Origin of the sequence: Paenibacillus ginsengihumi DSM 21568 (assembly GCF_000380965.1) — a bacterium.
Classification (GTDB): Bacteria; Bacillota; Bacilli; order Paenibacillales; family NBRC-103111; genus Paenibacillus_G; species Paenibacillus_G ginsengihumi.
The window spans coordinates 16,614-36,463 of sequence record NZ_KB905584.1 but is presented as its reverse complement, the minus strand read 5'-3'; the positions used below and the strand labels follow the sequence as shown (position 1 = coordinate 36,463).

Genomic DNA, 19,850 nt, shown 5'->3' with positions numbered 1-19,850 from the left:
GCATGAGAACGGCTGTCTGTGTAAATGAAGTGACGAAGGGGCAAATTCCGGCTGTAATCGATTTTATGGTGGGCATTCGCAAGGAAGTATTTCCCATGATTCGGGACGAGCGGCTGCCGGAGGACATGTTGAATTTTGAACGGATCTATGTGGAGCCTGAGGACGCTTCATTTTTCGTAGCCGCCGCAGAAGATGGCCGGGTGATCGGTACCATCGGCGTGCTGCGTTACGATGATCGCATTGAAGCGATTCGCGGACGCTATCATCAAGAAAGCGCAGCGGAGATTGTCCGCTGTTTTGTCGGACCGGCGGCCAGAAGATCAGGGGTCGGTTCCCTGCTGTTTCGGGAAGCAGCCAGGTTTGCCGCGGATGCCGGATACTCGAAGCTTTATTTGCACACCCATCATTTCTTAAGCGGCGCGGCCGAGTTTTGGCAGCGTCAAGGCTTCTCGATCTTTCTGGACCAACGGGACGATTGGGAGACGATTCATATGGAAATGGCATGCTGCTCCAATTCCTGAGGGCGGCATAGATTCGCTTGATGGCTGAGAGCAGGCCTTGATCATCCATTTCGCTTGTCTCGTCATGAATAGCTGTGCAGGCCCCGAATAGCCCCTGGAAAGTCGAGGAGATTGACGGCGCGGAGCTTTTGTAGTACATTTAAATTGTTTCATAAGAAATAATATTTGATACATGGCGGGAAATTTCTTCAAAAATATGCTTTCCTATATGAATCTTATATTTTTTCTATTGAAACAAATATTTATTTTTTTGTTTTTCATCCAAACTTTTCACCGCATTTTTAAACCTATTGTTTCAATTGAAACAATAATGATACAATGAAAGGAGTTGATGCAAAGGAGCGGAAGAGCAATGAATTCGGGTCATAAGGCTGTAAATTACGTTTACAATCTCTACCTTGCGTTTTGGCACCAGAAAGAGCTTTACGAGAATCGGGAGAGCGACATCTTTCTGAAGGAACTTCGTCAATCGATCGGATCGGACGTGTACCTGAACATGACGGAAGTTCATGTTATTTCCTGTGTCGGGCAGCATGAGCCGATCAATCTGACCGCCGTCGCTGAAAGAATGGACATTAGCAAGGGCAATGTTTCCAAGATTGCCGCCAAGCTGGTCAAGGACGGATGGCTGCGGAAAACGCAGTTGAACGATAACAAAAAGGAAATCTACTTTCGGTTGACGCAGGCGGGTAAAAGGCTGTTTGCCATTCACGAGGAGCAGCATGAGAAGGAAAAGCGGAAGCTCAGCGCGTTTTTCGAACGGTATGGCGATGCCGAACTGGATTTTGCGCAGCGCCTGTTTAGTGATTTTATTGCTTTTTACAGGGAAGGCGAAAATTGAGCGCTTACGGAGAGGTGCGATGGAAATGGATATTATCAATCCGGCAACGCTGACGGATGCGGGGAAGAAGCTGATCGCCCAGATTAAGGTGGCGCCCGCGTCCCGTCTGGCCTTTATTTCCGGACAAGTGGCCTTAAACGAAAAGGGGGAGCTGGTCGGCCCCGGCGATTATCGTCTGCAGGCGATTCAGGTGTTCACCAATCTCAAGCTGGCGATCGAAGCGGCGGGTGGACGGCCCGACCAAGTTGCTCAGATGAAAATATACGTCGTAAAGCATAACGCGGAGCTGGCGAAGCTCGTTTTCGCGGCCGGCATGGAAGTGTTCGGGCCGGAGTGGCCTTTAGCCGCCAGCACTTATCTGGGAGTCGAGTCATTGGGCCTTCCGGAATGGCTGATCGAAGCGGATGCGATTGTCGCTCTTCCGCCGGAAGGAAGATTTTAAAATGGATTATGAAGTAATCGTTGTCGGCGGAGGACCTGTAGGGATGATGCTGGCCTCGGAGCTGGCCTTGGCCGGAGTGAAGGTATGCATTCTGGAAAGACTGAAGGAAACGACGCCGTACTCCCGCGCGCTTACCGTTCATCCCCGCACGCTGGAGCTTTTCGATCTGCGCGGCATCAAGCCGAAATTTATGGAGCGGGGCAGACCGGTATCGAGGGGACATTTCGCCGGGCTGGAAACTCCGCTCGATTTCTCAGTGCTTGATTCTGCCTCTAACTATACGCTTATTATTCCTCAGAGCGAAACGGAAAAATTGCTGGAAGCGTGGGCCGGCAGCTTGGGCGTGGAGATTCGGCGCGAGGTGGAGGCCGTATCGATTCGCCAACATCCGGACAGGGTAAATATTGAGACCGAAGGGCCGGGAGGAGCTGCCAAGCTGTCGGCCGCCTATGTTGTCGGAGCGGACGGAGGGCGTAGCTTGGTGCGCAAAGAGGCGGGAATACCGTTTGAGGGTACGAGCGAAACGTTCACGACCGTTCTCGGCGACGTCTCTTTGTCTGGACTTCCGCCCATGAGCGCCATATCCAGCTATTCCGAAAGGGGATTAGTGGCCATCCTGCCGATCGACCCGACCACTTACCGGGTTTTGCTCGGCGATCCGGCGAGGATGTCCGTGCCGAAAGAAGAGCCCGTCACACTCGAAGAGCTTCGCTCCGGACTGGAACGGGTGCTAGGAAACGATTACGGCATTTCCAAGCCGCGTTGGCTTTCCCGCTTCGGCAATGCGACGAGACAAGCCGGCCGATATCGCAAGGGGCGAATTTTCCTTGCAGGCGATGCTGCGCATATTCATTTCCCCGCCGGCGGACAAGGCATGAACGTCGGAATTCAAGACGCCGTAAATTTAGGCTGGAAGCTTGCCGCCGCAATCCAAGGCCGGGCGCCGGATTGGCTGCTCGACAGTTATCATGCGGAACGCTTCCCGGTCGGCACGGCATTGCTCCGCAATACGGAAGTTCAGACCTTGATGTTCGAGTTATCCCCGCGCATGGTGGAGCTTAGAAGCCTAATGGCCGGCCTGCTCCGCTTCCCCGATGCGAATCGGATGGTCTCCGAGCAGATCGCCGCTTTCAACGTCCGGTACGAGTCGGATGCCGAGTCGCCCTCCCATCCGCTGGGCGGACAGCGGGCAGCCGAACTGGAGCTCAAGCTGGCGGACGGGACAGCGTGCCGGTCTTACGAGTTTTTCCACAACGGCCAATTCGTTCTGCTTCAACTGGATGTGGAAGAAGGCATGCCCTTTGGGGAACTGTGGCCGGGCTCAGAGCACGTGCGGGTAGTCAACGCCTCATTGACGAAAGCGAACCCGGATTGGAGCGGCGTTCGCGCGGCGCTCGTGCGTCCGGACGGATATGTCGCCTGGGCGGTTGCCCAATCGGATCCCGCTCCGAGGGATTCCGTCGCGCGAGGCATGTCTCGTTGGATGAAATTCTGAAAGGCGAGTGACGCCGACAATCCCATAGCCGATCAGCAAACGCCCGGCCGCTGCCATCTCCGGCAAGCGCCGGGCGTTTGGTATATCATCTCCCGGTACCCTTCCGCAGCAGCTTGTCCAAAGACGCCGGATTCGGTATATTGTGTTTGGCGGTTTCTTTGGCATGGACGCCGATGGTAAACGATTTTGTAAGACCGTCGATTCCGGTGATATAAGACATTCGAGCCAACTGCCGGGACTGTTCGAGCCCGCACTGCTCCCTTTTTGAATGCGCTTACGAAAATGGCGGACCGTTTATCAGGTGCGGCATTTTTTGTTTCCCGGAGCATATCGAAAAAAACGTATAAAAATGTCGTCTAACGAGCAGGCGGCTCGTCTCGTATACGATAAACTTGAAAGTTAACGATTACCTGGAAAAGTGAGTTGAGCGAAGAATGAGCAGATGGTCAGGCCGCCTGGCCGGCAATTGGATTCGTTTCAAGCTGGTGGTCAGCCTGCTTGTTGTCACGGTGCCTATGCTGTCGCTGCTGATCTATCTCAGCTATTATTCCATCGATTTGGTGCGCAAGCAGGTGGCCGATTCCAATGCCAATATGATGAAGCTGTACATGGACCAGATCGACAAAGGGCTCGAGGATGTGGATCAATATTTGTACAACATTGCAGGCAGAGAGACGGATTTGCTGATTATGGCGCAAGCCGAATCGGAAGACGATTATCAGAAAGCGAAAATCCGCTTGATGTCAAAGCTGTCCAGCGACGTTGCCATCTACAAAGCGATCGATTCGTTCTTCGTCTATACGACCGACAGCCATGATTATTTTGAGGCTTTTACGTCGGGCAGTTATGCGGAGCGGCTGGAAATCCGGAAAGATGTGGAGGCCATGCTTTCCGGCGACACCAGCAACATCAACGGCTTCGCTGATAATAGCTGGCAGATTCGCAAGATTGGCGAGGAGCACTACCTGTGCCATATCCTGCGCATCGAGGATGCGTACCTGGGCGCCTGGGTGAATATGAAGAAGCTGGTCAAGCCGCTTGCTTTGATCGATCTCGGGGAGAACGGCCGCTCTTTGCTGGCTGATCATGAGGGTCAGGCGCTGACCGACATGGAATTCGTTCGTACGAACGGTATTGAGCTTGCCCGCGCCGCGGAGTCCTACTATTTGTCGGGGACGTCCGGCGAATTTCTCGTCATTGGCCAGCCGTCCTCCAAAGGGGCTTTCAACCTGGTTGCTCTCATACCGGACAACGCGATTCTGGCGAACTTGCCGCTGCTGCGCATCGTCATCGCCGTATTCGCGATCGGGGCGATCGTCCTGTTTCCTATCGGGCTGTTGCTCCTGCGCAAAACGGTGCTCGTTCCGCTGGGCCGGCTGCTCACGGCCATGAAGAAAGTCCGCGAAGGCATCGTCGATGTGCGCATTCAGCCGTTTCGAACGTCCGAAGAGTTTCAATTGCTGAATGAAACGTTCAATACGATGATCGGACAAATTCATCATCTGCGCATCCATGTATACGAGGAACAGCTAAATGCCCAGAAAGCGCAGCTCAATTACTTGATGCTTCAAATCAATCCGCATTTCTTCATGAATTCGCTAAATATGATGTACAATCTGGCCCAAGTGAAAAAGTACGAGTTGATCCAGGAAATGCTGCTCAGCCTGGTCGGTTATTTCCGCTATGTCATGAACAGCAACAGGCCGTACGTGACGCTCAGCCAGGAAATCCAGCATCTTCATAACTATATGCGAATCCAGGAGCTGCGTTATCCGGACAGCTTGAGCTACGAGATCAAGGCGCCGGATTATTTGATGAATAGCGCCGTACCTCCGTTAATGATTCAGACCTTCATCGAAAATGCGATCAAATATGCCATGACGCTGGACGAGCCTGTGCATATCGCAGTTCATGTCGATCTCGACGAGAGTGACGGGGAAGAACCGAAGCTGAAGATTGTCATTCAGGATACGGGCGAGGGCTTCAGCGCCGACATGCTTGCCGAGCTTCAAGCCGGGAACCGGCTATCCAGCGGCGGCCGGGAGCCGGTCGGAATCTGGAATACGCGGGAGAGGCTGCGGCTGCTGTATGGAGATAAAGCCAGGCTGGCTTTCTCCAATGCAGTCCCGAGAGGCGCTGTCGTTGAGCTCGGCATTCCCGTCAAATCAAACGCCTGCCGCGAACGTAGTTTTCATCATCATAAGGAGTGACGGCGATGACTCGCTTGCTGATCGTGGACGACGAAAAACATACGGTGGACAGCATCCGGCTCGGAATGGACTGGGAGGGGCTCGGGATATCCGAGATTTTCACAGCGTACAATATTCGGCAGGCGAAGGAAATCTTCGAGCGGGAGCCAGTCGAGATTATGCTGTGCGACATCGAAATGCCGCAGGGAAGCGGACTGGAGCTGCTCGCCTGGATTCGGGAAACCGGCCGCACGACGGAAACCGTATTCTTGACCTGCCACGCCGACTTTTCGTTTGCCAAGCAGGCGATCAAGCTGGACAGCTTCGAATATTTGCTGAAGCCGGTCCCTTTCGCCGAGCTGGAATCGGTCATTCGAAGGGTCAAAGAGAAGATCGACAAGGACAGCGATCTGATAAGCAGCAGCCGCTACGGGCATTTGTGGTTCCGTCAGCAGCCGCTTCTGGTCGAACGTTTTTGGCTGGATATCCTCAATCAGACGATACCGCCCCATTCGGCGATGATCGCGAAGGAAGCCGCCGACCGCAGCATCCCGTTCATGGAGCATATGCAAATTATGCCGATTCTCATCCGTTTGCAGCGCTGGCACAAGCCGCTGTCGGCCCGGGACGAGAAAATTATGGAGTACGCGCTGCGCAAAGCGGCTGAGGAAACGATCCTCGACCAGAAGATGGGAGCTCTCGTTGTCTGGGACAAGGACCGGATGGTGGTCCTGCTCAACGTAGAACCGGATAACGCGGAAGCTGCGGAGCTGAAAGCGGCGTGCATGTCCTTCATAGCGGCTTGCCATGCTTACTTTTTCTGCAATTTGTGCTGCTATATCGGCTTTCCGGTATCCCCCGTTCAATTGGCGGACGCTGCCAACCGGCTGCTGGCGATGGACCGGGACAACGTATCGCTGGAAAACCGGGTGCTTCTTCTCGGCGAGCCCGTCGCTTCCTCTGCCGACATGCCGCTTCCGAATTTGGATGTGTGGGCGGTGCTGCTGGAGAAAGGCAAGAAGGACGAGCTGATCAAGGAGGCATGCTCGTATCTGGACCGCTGCAGGCGCGCGGAGGGCTTCGCCGCCGGGCAGCTTCATCAATTTCACCAGAACTTCATCCAAATGGTCTATTATGTGCTGAAGACGAAAGGCATTCAGGCCCACCTGTTGATTCGCGACCGGGGGTCGCTCGAGCTGGCGGCTGCCGCCGCCAATTCCGTCATGGATATGAGGGAGTGGGTCGTTCATACGCTGCAATTGGCCGCAGATTGCATCCGGGCGACGGAACAGACCCAGACTGTCGTCGAGCGGGTAACCTCCTATATTCAGCTTCACCTGACCAAGGAGATGACGCGCGAGGAGATTGCCGGACACGTCTACTTGAGCCCGGATCACTTGACCCGCATTTTCAAGAAGGAGACCGGGATGTCCGTTTCGGAATATTTGCTGCAGGAGCGCTTGAAGCTCGCGAAGCATTTGCTGGCCAAGACCGATATGCCGGTCAGCGCCATCGCGGCGCATATCGGATACTCGAACTTCTCCCATTTCTCCAAAATGTTCAAGAAGCATACCGGCCTCAATCCGCTGGATTACCGAATGGCGCAAATGTCCGATTAAGCGTTTGCAAAAATATCGTGAAATCGTCAGCGGAATGTCGTCTGTTGAGCAGCCGGGCCGGTTAGCCCGCTCTATAATTGAAGACAGGAGCGGGATGGGTGACCGCAGCCGCTCCTTGTTCCAAGCAACTAACGATACGGGGGGTTAACGAAATGAAACGAATCAAGACGGCCGGGCTCATGCTCCTCATCTTCGCGATGCTGCTTGCAGCCTGCAGCGGCGGCGATCGTCAGACGGAAGCGGCGGATGGGGAGGCGGCAGCCGCTCCCGTCGAACTGACGATGGCCTTTTTCACCTTCGGCTCGACGCCTGCCGATCTTCCCGCGGTGCAGGATGCCATCAACAAGATTGCTTCCGAGAAGATCAATGCCAAGGTGAAGCTGCTCCCGATCAGCTTCGGCGCCTGGAACCAGCAGATGAACCTGATGCTGACGGCGGGCGAGAGGCTTGATCTGCTCGTCACGGGCTCCAGTCCTACGCTCGGCTACAGTTCTCAAGTGGCCAAAGGCCATCTGCTTGCGCTTGATGAGCTGGTGCGCCAATACGGGCAAGATATCGCGGCTGCCATGGACCCGGCCTTCCTGAGGGCAGGGCAAATTAACGGCGAAATTTACGGCATCCCGACTCTCCGCGATATGGCCTCGAATAACGGAGTTTTGTTCCGCAAAGACCTGCTCGACAAGCACGGCCTGAACGCCGGGGAAATCAAGACGATCGACGATCTGGAGAAGGCGCTGAAGCTATTGAGCGACAACGAGCCGGGACTTACGCTGGCTGCTGCCAACGGCTCCATCGTCGACCATCTCGTGAACATCGACAATCTCGGGGACTTCTTGGGCGTGCTGCTGAACGGCGGGGCTGAGCTGAAGGTCGTGAACTGGTTTGAAACGCCGGAATACGCCGAGCTGCTCAGGCGGGTGAGAGACTGGTATGAGAAAGGCTACATTTTAAAAGATTTGGCGACCAATAAAGAAGCGACCCACGATCTCGTGAAGGGCCATCGCTCGTTTGGCTTTATGAACTATTTGAAGCCCGGAATCGATCCCCAGGAAAGCCGTTTCGCCGGCATTCCCATGGTCAGCGCCAGCCTCACCGAGCCGCTCTCGACAACGAGCAAGGTCACGAATATTATGTGGGGGATTCCGCGCCATTCGCAATACCCGGAGAAGGCGATGCAGTTTTTGAATTTGATGTATTCCGATAAAGAGATCATCAACCTGTTCGACTGGGGAATCGAAGGCAAGCATTACGTCAAGACCGGCACGGAGAATGTCATTAAATTCCCCGACGGCGTAGATGCGTCGAACAGCGGTTACAACCTCAACCAGGGCTGGATGTTCGGCAATCAGTATTTGTCTTATGTGTTCGAAGGGGACGACCCGGAAATTTATATCAAAACGGAGGAGTTCAGCAACAGCGCAATCAAGTCCAAAGCGCTCGGATTCACCTTTGATTCGACGCCTGTCAAAACGGAAATAGCCGCGCTAACCAATGTCCTTGATCAATTCAAGCCGGGGCTTGAGAGCGGGGCGCTGGATCCGGAGAAGAACCTGCCCGAATTCATCGCCAAGCTTAGAGCGGCCGGCATCGAGAAGGTCATTGCCGAGAAGCAGAAGCAGCTGGATGCCTGGGCGGCACAGCAATGATCCGCGAAGACTTGCACGAAGGAAAGGTGAAGCCGATGGCGCAATTAACGGCAAGACAGGAAGAACGGACATGGCCCGGCGTGGCATACGCGCGCAGGCTGGGCAGATTCAAGCGGTTCGTTCCCTTATTTCTCATGATGCTGCCGGGCCTTGTTTACCTGCTGATCAACAACTATTTGCCCATGTTCGGTCTGATCATCGCCTTCAAGGATGTGAACTTTGCCAAAGGCATTATGGCCAGCGACTGGGTCGGTTTCAAGAACTTCGAGTATTTATTTAAAACCCGCGATGCCTACGTGATTACCCGCAATACGATCCTTTACAACGGCGCCTTTATTGTGATCAACCTGGTCGTGGCCGTAGCGGTAGCGATTCTTCTGAATGAGATTCGCAGCAAGCTGTTGTCCCGCTTTTACCAAAGCGTCATTTTGCTGCCGCACCTGATTTCGATGGTGATTGTCAGTTATTTGGTCTTTTCCTTTCTGAGCATCGAGACGGGCTTTCTGAACAAGAGCCTGCTTCCGGCGCTCGGAATCGGCGAAATTTCATGGTACACAGAGGCCAAATATTGGCCGGCCATACTCACCTTGGTCAATATTTGGAAGCATGCCGGATTTTATTGCGTCGTCTATCTGGCGGCGATTGTCGGCATCGATCCCGAGTATTACGAGGCCGCCAAGCTGGACGGCGCTTCGCGGTGGCAGCAGATTCGCGCCATTACGCTGCCGCTGATCACGCCGGTCATCACGATGATGACGCTTCTTGCCATCGGCCGCATTTTCTATTCCGACTTCGGCCTCTTCTACCAGGTCCCGATGAATGCCGGCGCGCTGAACGAGACGACTAATGTCATCGATACTTACGTATACCGGAGCCTGATGCAGCTGGGGGACATCGGGATGTCCTCCGCTGCCGGGCTGTACCAGTCTGTCGTCGGCTTCATTCTTGTACTAGTGTCGAACTATATCGTGCGCAAAATCAACAAAGAGAACGCATTGTTCTAGAAGGAGGGTGTGCGACCGATGAAGGTTGAACATGCCGGCTGGCAGTGGACGGCTCATGTTGTCCTTATCGCACTTTCCGCGGCGGCGCTCCTGCCCTTCGCGCTGCTGCTCGTCTCGTCTTTTACGGACGAGCAAGCCATATTGCAGCATGGATACTCATTCTTTCCCGATAAATTCAGCACGCAGGCCTATGACTATTTGCTGAATCAGTCCAGCGAGATTGTCCGGGCCTATGGCGTCACGGTGCTGGTTACCGTCGTCGGCACGTCGGTCAGCCTGGCGATCACGACGCTGCTGGCCTATCCGCTATCCCGGCGGGACATTCCGCTCCGCACTCCGCTGGCCTTCTACGTGTTCTTTACCTTGCTGTTCAACGGCGGACTTGTGCCGACCTATCTGATGTACACGCAGCTTTTCGACCTGAAGAATACGCTGCTGGCTCTGATCATCCCCGGGCTGCTGATGAACGGCTTTCATGTTCTGCTGATGCGCACCTTCTTCATGACGTCGATCCCGCTGCCGGTCATCGAATCGGCAAGAATAGACGGCGCGGGGGAATTTCGCACCTTATATTCCGTTGTGCTGCCGCTGTCGCTGCCCATCCTGGCGACGATCGGGCTGTTCCAGACGATCGCATACTGGAACGATTGGTTTAACGGACTCATTTATTTGACGGAACCGAAGCTGTTCAGCATTCAAAATATTCTTAACCGGATTATGACGGATATTCAATTTTTGTCGAACAGCAACCTGGGCTCGGCTGCAAGCCAGGGCATGGCGGCGCTCCCCAGCACCACGGTTCGCATGGCGATTGCGGTGGTGGGCGTTCTGCCCGTCCTCGTGGCCTATCCGTTTTTTCAGAAATACTTCATTAAAGGCATTACGATCGGAGCGGTAAAAGGATAACGGGCCAGCGGGATTATGGTATAATGATGGTTAAAAAAGGAGGCTGCAGCGATGGGAAGAAGCTACTTTACGATCACGGAGATAACGGATCTCGGTCCGTTCATCGTCAAGCTGGTGCTGCCGATGACGGCGAACGTGAAGGCGGAGGCGGTGAAGCCGGCATGCTTCAACGTCTACGCCGAGCGGAAGAATAAGCAGGGAGAGCTCCTGATGCTGCCGAAGAGCTGGTCCGAGAGGGAGGTGTTGCTTCCGAGCAAAGGCTACTGCGAGGTGAAGGACGCTTATCCTTCCGGCCCGGATGGCAAGCGGCGGGAAGAAGGGACATTCGTCACTCTGGAATTGAGAAACAGACCGTTCGACATTACTTCCCGGATTGCCGCGCCGAACGGGATGAACGAGTTCGTCGTCACAGATTGCCGGATCACCCAGATTGCCGAGATTCCGGCAGAAGGGGAGACGCTGACGGGGCTTGTGTTCGACCAGTGTGCGGGCGATGCGATGAAGCAAGCGGAGAAGTTCCTGCACGGCGTTTCTTCGTATGAAGCGGAGCCGCTTGCGTACGGCTATTTCGTGCCGCAGACCGGCAGCGGCAGACGGCCGCTCATCATCTGGCTGCATGGCGGCGGAGAAGGCGGACAAGATCCGGCCGTCGCCTATGCGGGCAACAAGGCGGTCAACCTGGCCAGCGACGAGATCCAGGCGAAGTTCGGCGGAGCGTTCGTATTGGTGCCGCAGGCGCCGACCTTCTGGATGGACGACGGCAGCGGTGAGTACGGCCGGTCGGGCAAGTCGAGGTATGGGAAAGCATTGAAGGCGCTGATCGACGAATTCATTGCCAGGAACGATGCGGCGATCGACACTGGCCGGATTTATATCGGCGGCTGCTCCAACGGCGGATTTATGACGATGCGGATGGTGCTGGATTATCCGGACTTTTTCGCAGCGGCTTATCCGGTATGCGAAGCGCTGTACGACGAGGTCATCAGCGATGCGGAGATCGAATCGATCAAGCAGATGCCGATCTGGTTCGTTCATTCCAAGGACGATGTCGTGGTGAAGCCGGAGGAGACGGCGGTGCCGACCTATGAGCGCCTGATCAAGGCCGGAGCGGCCAATGTGCATTTCTCTTTGTTTGACAAGGTGATCGATCTTCACGGCCTATTTACTGATGAGAAGGGCGAGCCGTATACTTATAATGGGCATTTTTCCTGGGTCTACGCTCTGAACGACGATTGCCGCCTCGATTATGACGGAAATCCGGTATTGGCGAAGGGCAAGGAAGTAACGCTTATGGAATGGCTGGCCATGCAGCACAGGAGCACAGCCGCTCCCATATAAAGATGACGATGGAGGGGCATGCGGTGAAGTTTGACGAGCATACGAAGATCGGCCATATTTGGGCCGACAAGCAAGGGCGGGAAGTATTGCTGAAGCATCTTCCGTACCTGGAGGGAAACCCGTTCTTATCCTTTATTAAGCTGCGCACGCTGCCGATGCTGGCGGAATCCAACCAGTCGTTCGCGTGGCCGCCGGAGCTGCTGGACACGATTTTGGCGGAGCTGGCGCACATTACGCCGGTCCAGGAGGAAGATACGGTCTATATCGCTTCGCAAGATTATGAAAGCGCCGACACACGGGCGGGCTCCGCGACGGTCTCGTACCCGCGGGAAGCGGAGAAGTGGGGAATCTTCGAGGTAGAGCTTCAGGGGCCGAGCCATGGCAATCCGTTCGTCGATGTCGAGCTGTCTGCCGAGTTTGTGTGCAGCGAGGACGGAAGAGTATTTCGGGTGCCGGGCTTTTACGACGGCAGCGGGGTATACCGAATCCGCTTCATGCCGGACGCGGTGGGAAGCTGGCGCTTCGTGACGGCCAGCAACGCGCGGTCGCTGGGCGGCATCTCCGGGCAATGGACCTGCACGGCGCCAGCGGCGGACAACCACGGACCGGTGCGGGTGCGCAATACGTTTCATTTTGCCTATGCGGACGGCAAGCCCTACATCCCGGTCGGTACGACCTGCTATGCCTGGACGCATCAAGGAAGAGAGCTGGAAGAGCAGACGCTGGCGACGCTGGCGGCATCCCCCTTCAACAAGCTGCGGATGTGCGTGTTCCCGAAGTCCTATCAGTTCAATGCCAATGAGCCCGAGCGGTATCCCTTCGAGGGCTCTCCGGACGAAGGCTGGGATTTCACCCGCTTTAATCCGGCGTTTTTCCGGCATTTGGAGAGCCGGATCGCCAGCTTAAGAGATCTGGGCATCGAGGCGGACCTGATTCTGTTTCATGCGTACGACCGGTGGGGATTCTCGGAGATGAAGCCTTCGGCCGACGACCGTTACCTGCGCTATGTCGTTGCGCGGCTGGCGGCATTCCGCAACGTATGGTGGTCGCTCGCGAACGAATACGACTTGATGTGGTCGAAGGAAGAGGAGGACTGGGAGCGATTCGCGCGCATCGTGACGGAGAACGATCCGTACGGACGCCTCATCTCGATCCACAATTGCTTCAAGTTCTACGATTACGGCCGGCCGTGGATTACGCACTGCAGCGTGCAGCGAATCGATGTCTACAGAACGGCGGAGAATACGAACGAATGGCGGGAGCAGTGGGGCAAGCCTGTCGTCATCGACGAATGCGCTTACGAAGGGAATATCGATCTGGGCTGGGGCAACATCACCGGTCAAGAGATGGTGCGCCGCTTCTGGGAAGGGAGCGTGCGCGGCGGTTACGTCGGACATGGGGAGACATACCTGCATCCCGAGGATATCCTGTGGTGGTCCAAAGGGGGACGGCTGCATGGCACGAGTCCGGAACGGATTGCTTTCCTGCGCCAGATCCTGGAGGAAGGGCCGGCGGAAGGATTGAATCCGCTGAAATCCGAATGGGACGCTCCGGCGGCAGGCGTGCAGGATGAATATTACTTGTTTTATTACGGCTTCAATCAGCCGAGCTATCGTCTGTACAACATGAAGCCGGGGATAAGGTACCAGGTCGATGTCATCGACACGTGGAATATGACGATCGAGCGGCAGCCCGGTCTGTACGAAGGCGCTTTCCGGATCGAATTGCCCGGAAGGCAGTATATGGCGGTGCGCATGACGAGAGTTTAAAGCTCGCCGGATCAATGATGGCGGCTAACCGGCGCCATCCTGATCATCCATTCGGCTCCCCTTCATCGGGGAGCCGTTTTTTTGCCAACGGGACGAGCGGGAGGCGATTCATCATACGGTACAACCGAGCCTGGAGCTTCTTGCTGGGGACGACCTGACGGAGGGAGACGAAATTCCGCAGGCTCGGCCTCTTTTTTTGTGCTATGGCCGGATGAGTAACGTTTATGCTCCCTAACGTCAGACAAATAACGCATCGACGTCTTCGGATTTTTTTGCTGCGCGGGTCTGGACGAAAATGGTTTCGTCATTTATTATTAATATAGATATAAAAAATTAATATAAAGTTTAACGAAAGGATCGAGGAAACAGCATGAATCCAAAAAAACAGTCCCTACCGGAATACCGGAATCCGGTCGTGATCCAACGCGCCGATCCATGGATCTACAAGCACTCGGACGGCTACTATTACTTTACCGCCTCCGTACCCGAGTACGATCGGATCGAACTGCGAAGATCGCTTACCATTCAGGGGCTCGCGAACGCCGCGCCCGTCGTCTGCTGGCGCAAGTATGATGAAGGTCCGATGAGCGCCAACATCTGGGCGCCGGAAATTCATTTCATCGCCGGGAAATGGTACATCTACTTTGCGGCTGCGCGCACGACGGAGACGAAGGACGGGTTGTTCGATCACCGAATGTTTGTTCTGGAGAACGAATCGGCCAACCCGCTGGAAGGGACCTGGACGGAGAAAGGGCAGCTGCGGACCGATTGGGAGTCGTTTTCGCTTGATGCCACGACATTCGAGCATCGCGGCGTCCGTTATTTGGTATGGGCCCAGAAAGACCCGGCGATTGCGGGCAATTCGAACCTGTACATCGCGCCGATGAGCAATCCGTGGACGATCCGGGGACCGCAGGTTTGCCTGACCATACCCGAATACGAATGGGAAACAATCGGCTTTCTGGTCAACGAAGGCCCGGCGGTGCTGAAGCGAAACGGCCGCGTGTTTATCAGTTATTCGGCCAGCGCCACTGACCACCATTATTGCATGGGGCTGATCTGGGCCGACGAGAACAGCGATTTGCTGAATCCGGCCTCGTGGACCAAATCGCCGGTTCCGGTGTTCCGGACGGATGAAGAGGCGGGCCAGTTCGGTCCGGGGCATAACAGTTTCACCGTGGCCGAGGATGGAAAAACCGACCTGCTCGTCTACCATGCCCGCAACTACAAAGAAATCGTCGGAGATCCCTTGTACGATCCGAACCGCCACACCCGCGTTCAGGCATTCGGGTGGGATGCGGAAGGCATACCGGTCTTCGGCAAGCCGGCAGCCGATTCGGCGGCGCTTTCCCGCTGAAGCGCGAGGCGTCGGCGGGGAGCCTCTCCCTAAGAAATTCACATTATTCCAAACGATTAACCGAAGTCAAAAAGATTCCATTGACAATGTAAGCATTTTAAATTACTATAAAACCAACATAGTTATTAATGATTAAGTTTATTATTAACAACTTCGTTTTAGGGGATGATTTGCGAAAGGGAGTTTTTTCAGGAAGGATGAATGCGTTTCCAATCGTTCGTGGCATGCTTGAATTCATATTCAGGAGGAGTTCACGTGATCAAGAAAAGAGCACTGGCCTTCGGTTTGCTCACCCTGGCGCTTTCCGCATTCGTCGCAGGCTGCGGCGAAAATGCGGAAAACGATGGAAGCTCGGCGAATCAGTCCGGCTCCGGAAGCGAGACGAAGAAAATCTCGTTCATGTTCCGGGGAAATCCGGAAGAGCAGAAGGCGTATGAAGCGACCGTCAAAAAGTTCGAAGAGGCGAATCCGGGCGTGAAAGTCGAGATTATTATGACGGCTCCCGATCAATATGTGACCAAGCTCAAGGCCGCCATCGCCGGCAAGAACGTTCCCGATGTGTTCTACTTTGAGCCGGGCGATCTCAAAGCCTACGTGCACAGCGGGGTTTTGCTCGACCTGACGTCCTATTTCCAGGACAACGCCAAGATCGATCTCAATAACATCTGGAAGTTCGGCGTCGACTATTATCGCTACGACGGCAACAAAGTCGGCCAGGGTAGCCTGTACGGCTTGCCGAAGGACGTCGGTCCGTTCGCGCTCGGCTACAACAAGACGATGTTCGAGAAGGCGGGTGTTCCGCTCCCCGACAAGGACAAGCCGTATACGTGGGACGAATTCATCAAGGTGAACCAGCAGCTGACGAAGGACACGAACGGCGACGGCAAAATCGACCAGTTCGGCACCGGCCTCAACGTCAACTGGTCGCTGCAGGCGTTCGTCTGGAGCAACGGCGCCGATTGGCTGGACGAATCGAGAACGAAAGTGACGATCGACGATCCGAAATTCGCCGAGGCGCTGCAATATTTTGCCGACATGCAGAACAAGTACAAAATTACGCCCTCCATTGAAGAAGCGCAAACGCTCGACACATATCAGCGCTGGATGAAAGGCGAGCTCGCCTTCTTCCCTGTCGGGCCGTGGGACCTGGCGACGTATGACAAGCTGCCGTTCGAATACGATCTGATCCCGTGGCCGGCGGGTTCGACCGGCAAGCCGGCGACGTTCACCGGCAGCCTCGGCATCGGGGTATCGGCGAAATCGAAACACCCGAAGGAAGCGGCAGAGCTGGTCTACTACCTGACCGCTTCCCCGGAAGGTCAGCAGGCGCTCGCCGACGCCAAAGTGCAGCTCCCGAACCTGATCGACCAAGCGAAGCAATGGGCGTCCGACACGAATACGAAGCCAGCCAACAAAGAGGAATTCCTGCAAGTCGTCGAGGAATACGGCAAGCCGATGCCGTTCACGCTGACGTATAACCGCGAATGGTACGATCTCTTCTTTACGGATATTCAACCGGTGCTCGACGGCCAGGAATCCGCAGCCGACTATGTGAAGAAGCAGCAGCCGAAAATGCAGGCGCTTCTCGACAAGGCGCTTGAGCAAGAAGCGAAGGCCAAGCAAAAGTAACGCGCGCCTAAGCAACCGGGACGGAAATGATGCCGGAGGTCCGGACGAATGCCGGCTCGTCGGCATCATTTTCGCTTTCCGACCTAACAGGGGTGAACCATGAGAAGCAAATCCAATCTGTACCGGAAAGAAATGATTTACGGCTTTCTGTTTGTGCTCCCGCCCGTTATCGGGTTTGCCGTGTTCGGATTGTTTCCCGCCTTGTACTCGATTTACGGCGCTTTCACGGATTGGGACGGACTCGGCCGGATGGACTTCATCGGTCTGGCCAATTTCAGGGATATTTTTCAGGACGAACAGTTTTTCAAAGCGGCATACAACACGTTCTTCCTGATGATCGGCATTCCGATCGGCCTCGCTCTCGCGCTGTTGCTGGCGCTTGCCTTAAACCGCGGTATTCCCGGAACGACTACGTTCCGCGTTATTTATTACATTCCGGTCATTTCCTCGCTTGCCGCCATTTCGATTCTCTGGAGCTGGGCCTATAACGGAGACTTCGGGCTGGTGAACCAGTTTCTCGAGCTGCTTGGCATCGAGGGGCCGAACTGGCTGTCCGACAAGACAACGGTCAAGCCGGCTTTGATCCTGATGATGGTCTGGAAAAATCTCGGCTACACGATGCTGCTTTATTTGGCTGCGCTGCAAAGCGTCCCGAAGGATTACTACGAAGCCGCCCAGATCGACGGCGCAAGTTCTTTTCAATCGCTTTGGCGCATTACATGGCCGATGCTGAAGCCGGTGACGTTTTTCATCGTGGTGACGAATATTATCGGCGGATCGCAGATTTTTACCGAAATCAACATCATGACCCCGACCGGGGGACCGGAATACAGCTCTGCGACGATCGTTTTCTATGTATGGCAAAAAGCGTTCGGCAATCTGCAAATGGGTTACGCGTCAGCTATGGCGGTCATTCTGGGACTGTTTATCTTCGTGGTGACGCTGATCCAGTTCCGTATGAACGAAAGGACTTCCCGAGATTACTAGAAGTCCGGTGAGGAGTGAACCCGTTTGAAAGCACGAAAGCGTCTGACCGATACCTTGATTTTCCTTCTTCTGCTATCCGGAGCCGTCTTTATGATCGCGCCGCTCCTGTGGATGCTCTCTACATCCCTGAAGACGAGAGAGGCCGTATTCGCGCTGCCGCCGCAATGGATTCCGGATCCGTTCGTTTTTGTAAAGTACAGGGAAATTTGGGAAAAAGGTCCTCTGCTCAGCGGCATTCGCAACAGTGTGATCGTCTCGGTCACCGTTACCGTCGTCGGGGCGTTCACCTCCAGCCTGGCGGCCTTTTCATTCGCCAAGCTCCGGTTTCCGGGCAAAAACGCCATCTTCCTGATGCTATTGGGCTCGATCATGATTCCTTATCCCGTGATCATGATTCCCCAATTCCTCATGTTCTCTCATGTGGGATGGGTTGATACGCTGCTGCCGCTCATCGTTCCGGGGCTTTTCGGCAACGTGCTCATGATCTTTTTCCTTCGGCAATATTTGGTCAGCGTGCCGGAAGCGATCATCGAAGCGGCGAAGATTGACGGGACCTCCTACTTCGGCTTGTTCAGCCGAATTGTGTTTCCGCTCATGTCGCCGGCTGTGGCTGCGCAGATCATTCTCTGGTTTATGGGGCTCTGGAACGATTATCTGGCGCCGATTATTTATTTGAATTCGCCCGAGAAGCTGACTCTGCAGCTCGTTATTGCCAATTTCAACGCCAACTACGCGATTCAGACGGACTATCCGCTCATTATGGCGGCATCCGTCGTCGCTCTGCTGCCGATGCTGATCGTGTTCCTGATCTTCCAGCGCCGGATCATCGAATCGGTGGTCATCTCCGGCGTGAAAGGATAAGGGCATTGGCGATGCGCCAAGCAAGCCAAAGGAGAAGCGAAGACGGAAAAGCAGCCGCTTATCCTTCCGGAGAAATGGAAGGATAAGCGGCTACTCTGTTTCCGATTCGCTCAGGGCGTCCTCCGCCTCGGCTGTGCCGGGGCTTGTTCGTTTTTCGTAATAAAGCTTGAAGACGATGTCCTGATTGTAGTTTCCGAATCCGGAACCGAACAGGGTGAGCCCGCCGACGTTCTCGGACTCCTCAAGCACGGCGATCCGGAACGTCCACTGCTTTTGCGTAATTTGCAGATCGCTCAGCTTGACGTCTGAAATGCGCGTGCCGTCGATGAACGTGCCTTCCTCGTTGATTTTCAGCACCTTGAGAAGGCCGTACTGGTTAATTTCGCCCCACCACCAGTCGGGGGTGTATCTTCCGCGATTTTTGCCGCCGAAGTCGCCTGGACTCGTCCAGGTGCCGAGCCGGATGCCGTTCAGGAAAAAGGTGATGTCCGACGGCCAATATTCATTGGCAAAAGGGGCCTCTGACGATATTTCCATCGAGATTTCCAGCTCGACCGGCTCTTCGTTTTTCATTAAATAGTTGGGCAGCTTGTATTCGACGAAGCCCCGCCCGAACCAGAGAATTTTGGCGTTCACCCGTTCCGGCTCCAGGAAAGCGCGCGGTTCGTCGAAAATGCCGATGACCTTGACGGTTGTGGCGAGTCCGCAAGTCGGCACCGCCTCGAAGTCCGTATAATGGCCGACGGATACTTCCGTGAGGTGGAAGTGGCGCGAGAATGGCTCCAGCTTCGAAGGAAACGTGATTTCGATCCCGTCCGCAGCCAGCGTGCACACTTTCTTGGCGCCGCCTTTGCCGGGCTGCTTCGACGTCTTGATGATTCCCGCGCGTTCCAGCTTCTTGACATGCATCGTCATGATGGCGCTGCTGAGATTCAGAGCGTCGGCGAGTTCCTTGACGTTCATCGGTTTTTGGGAGAGCAGCCGAATCATTTCGATTCGCACGTTGCTTGCGAGCGCTTCGAATACCGGGAGCGAGTGCTGGGAAATATCGATTTTCATCCGGAGTCTCCTTAATAAGGTTGTTACAAATAAATATACAGGAATGTTAATCACTCTACAACTGCGCCCATTTTGGATTCGGAGGGAGCCAATCCGGCGGTTTTATCCCGATCTCCCAATGACATCGGTCAGATTGGCTTTGCCGGGCATGGATTGCTCGCTTCGCAAGCCTTCGCTTAAGGGGGGG

16 protein-coding genes are annotated in these 19,850 nt (G+C 55.0%); 15 read left to right on the top strand and 1 reads right to left on the bottom strand.

Annotation, left to right across the window (positions count from 1 at the left end; translation table 11 throughout):
- Positions 1 to 2: 2 nt before the first annotated feature.
- The 15 genes from F591_RS0117380 to F591_RS0117310 all read left to right on the top strand — a co-directional run bounded on the left by F591_RS0117380 (position 3) and on the right by F591_RS0117310 (position 18,604).
- Positions 3 to 521, top strand: coding sequence for a GNAT family N-acetyltransferase (locus F591_RS0117380; protein WP_019535892.1), 519 nt, complete (start codon positions 3 to 5; stop codon positions 519 to 521).
- Between the two features lie 331 nt (positions 522 to 852).
- Complete coding sequence (locus F591_RS0117375) at positions 853 to 1,362, top strand: MarR family transcriptional regulator (protein ID WP_245581067.1); 510 nt, start codon at positions 853 to 855, stop codon at positions 1,360 to 1,362.
- 19 nt (positions 1,363 to 1,381) lie between these two features.
- Positions 1,382 to 1,804, top strand: coding sequence for a RidA family protein (locus tag F591_RS0117370; RefSeq protein WP_019535890.1), 423 nt, complete (start codon positions 1,382 to 1,384; stop codon positions 1,802 to 1,804).
- 1 nt (position 1,805) lies between these two features.
- Positions 1,806 to 3,299 (top strand): monooxygenase, encoded by a 1,494-nt coding sequence (locus F591_RS0117365; RefSeq protein WP_019535889.1) that lies wholly within the window; start codon positions 1,806 to 1,808, stop codon positions 3,297 to 3,299.
- Positions 3,300 to 3,733: 434 nt separating this feature from the next.
- Positions 3,734 to 5,509: a sensor histidine kinase gene (locus F591_RS28335; RefSeq protein WP_019535887.1), complete on the top strand. Its 1,776-nt coding sequence runs from the start codon at positions 3,734 to 3,736 to the stop codon at positions 5,507 to 5,509.
- A 5-nt stretch (positions 5,510 to 5,514) separates the two neighbouring features.
- Entirely contained in the window at positions 5,515 to 7,107 is a 1,593-nt protein-coding gene (locus F591_RS0117355; protein ID WP_019535886.1) for a helix-turn-helix domain-containing protein, read from the top strand.
- Positions 7,108 to 7,259: 152 nt separating this feature from the next.
- Positions 7,260 to 8,753 (top strand): ABC transporter substrate-binding protein, encoded by a 1,494-nt coding sequence (locus tag F591_RS0117350; RefSeq protein ID WP_019535885.1) that lies wholly within the window; start codon positions 7,260 to 7,262, stop codon positions 8,751 to 8,753.
- On the top strand, positions 8,750 to 9,757 hold the full coding sequence (locus F591_RS0117345) for an ABC transporter permease (protein ID WP_019535884.1): 1,008 nt from the start codon (positions 8,750 to 8,752) through the stop codon (positions 9,755 to 9,757). Before F591_RS0117350 ends, F591_RS0117345 begins: the two co-directional genes overlap by 4 nt.
- Positions 9,758 to 9,775: 18 nt before the next feature.
- Positions 9,776 to 10,663, top strand: a complete 888-nt coding sequence (locus F591_RS0117340; RefSeq protein ID WP_019535883.1) for a carbohydrate ABC transporter permease — start codon at positions 9,776 to 9,778, stop codon at positions 10,661 to 10,663.
- Positions 10,664 to 10,714: 51 nt separating this feature from the next.
- Positions 10,715 to 12,001 (top strand): prolyl oligopeptidase family serine peptidase, encoded by a 1,287-nt coding sequence (locus F591_RS0117335; protein WP_019535882.1) that lies wholly within the window; start codon positions 10,715 to 10,717, stop codon positions 11,999 to 12,001.
- A gap of 2 nt (positions 12,002 to 12,003) precedes the next feature.
- Complete coding sequence (locus tag F591_RS0117330; protein WP_019535881.1) at positions 12,004 to 13,770, top strand: DUF5605 domain-containing protein; 1,767 nt, start codon at positions 12,004 to 12,006, stop codon at positions 13,768 to 13,770.
- Between the two features lie 370 nt (positions 13,771 to 14,140).
- Positions 14,141 to 15,127 carry a glycoside hydrolase family 43 protein gene (locus F591_RS0117325; protein WP_019535880.1) on the top strand — a complete coding sequence of 329 codons (987 nt, stop codon included), beginning with the start codon at positions 14,141 to 14,143 and terminating at the stop codon, positions 15,125 to 15,127.
- A gap of 255 nt (positions 15,128 to 15,382) precedes the next feature.
- The gene (locus tag F591_RS0117320; protein ID WP_019535879.1) at positions 15,383 to 16,756 is read left to right on the top strand and encodes an ABC transporter substrate-binding protein; all 1,374 of its coding nucleotides are present in this window, start codon (positions 15,383 to 15,385) and stop codon (positions 16,754 to 16,756) included.
- Between the two features lie 99 nt (positions 16,757 to 16,855).
- Positions 16,856 to 17,743 (top strand): carbohydrate ABC transporter permease, encoded by an 888-nt coding sequence (locus F591_RS0117315; protein WP_019535878.1) that lies wholly within the window; start codon positions 16,856 to 16,858, stop codon positions 17,741 to 17,743.
- 24 nt (positions 17,744 to 17,767) lie between these two features.
- Positions 17,768 to 18,604 (top strand): carbohydrate ABC transporter permease, encoded by an 837-nt coding sequence (locus tag F591_RS0117310; RefSeq protein WP_019535877.1) that lies wholly within the window; start codon positions 17,768 to 17,770, stop codon positions 18,602 to 18,604.
- A gap of 90 nt (positions 18,605 to 18,694) precedes the next feature.
- Here F591_RS0117310 and F591_RS0117305 read toward each other — a convergent pair whose 3' ends face one another.
- Positions 18,695 to 19,663: an ArsR/SmtB family transcription factor gene (locus tag F591_RS0117305; protein ID WP_019535876.1), complete on the bottom strand. Its 969-nt coding sequence runs from the start codon at positions 19,661 to 19,663 to the stop codon at positions 18,695 to 18,697.
- Positions 19,664 to 19,850 lie beyond the last annotated feature (187 nt).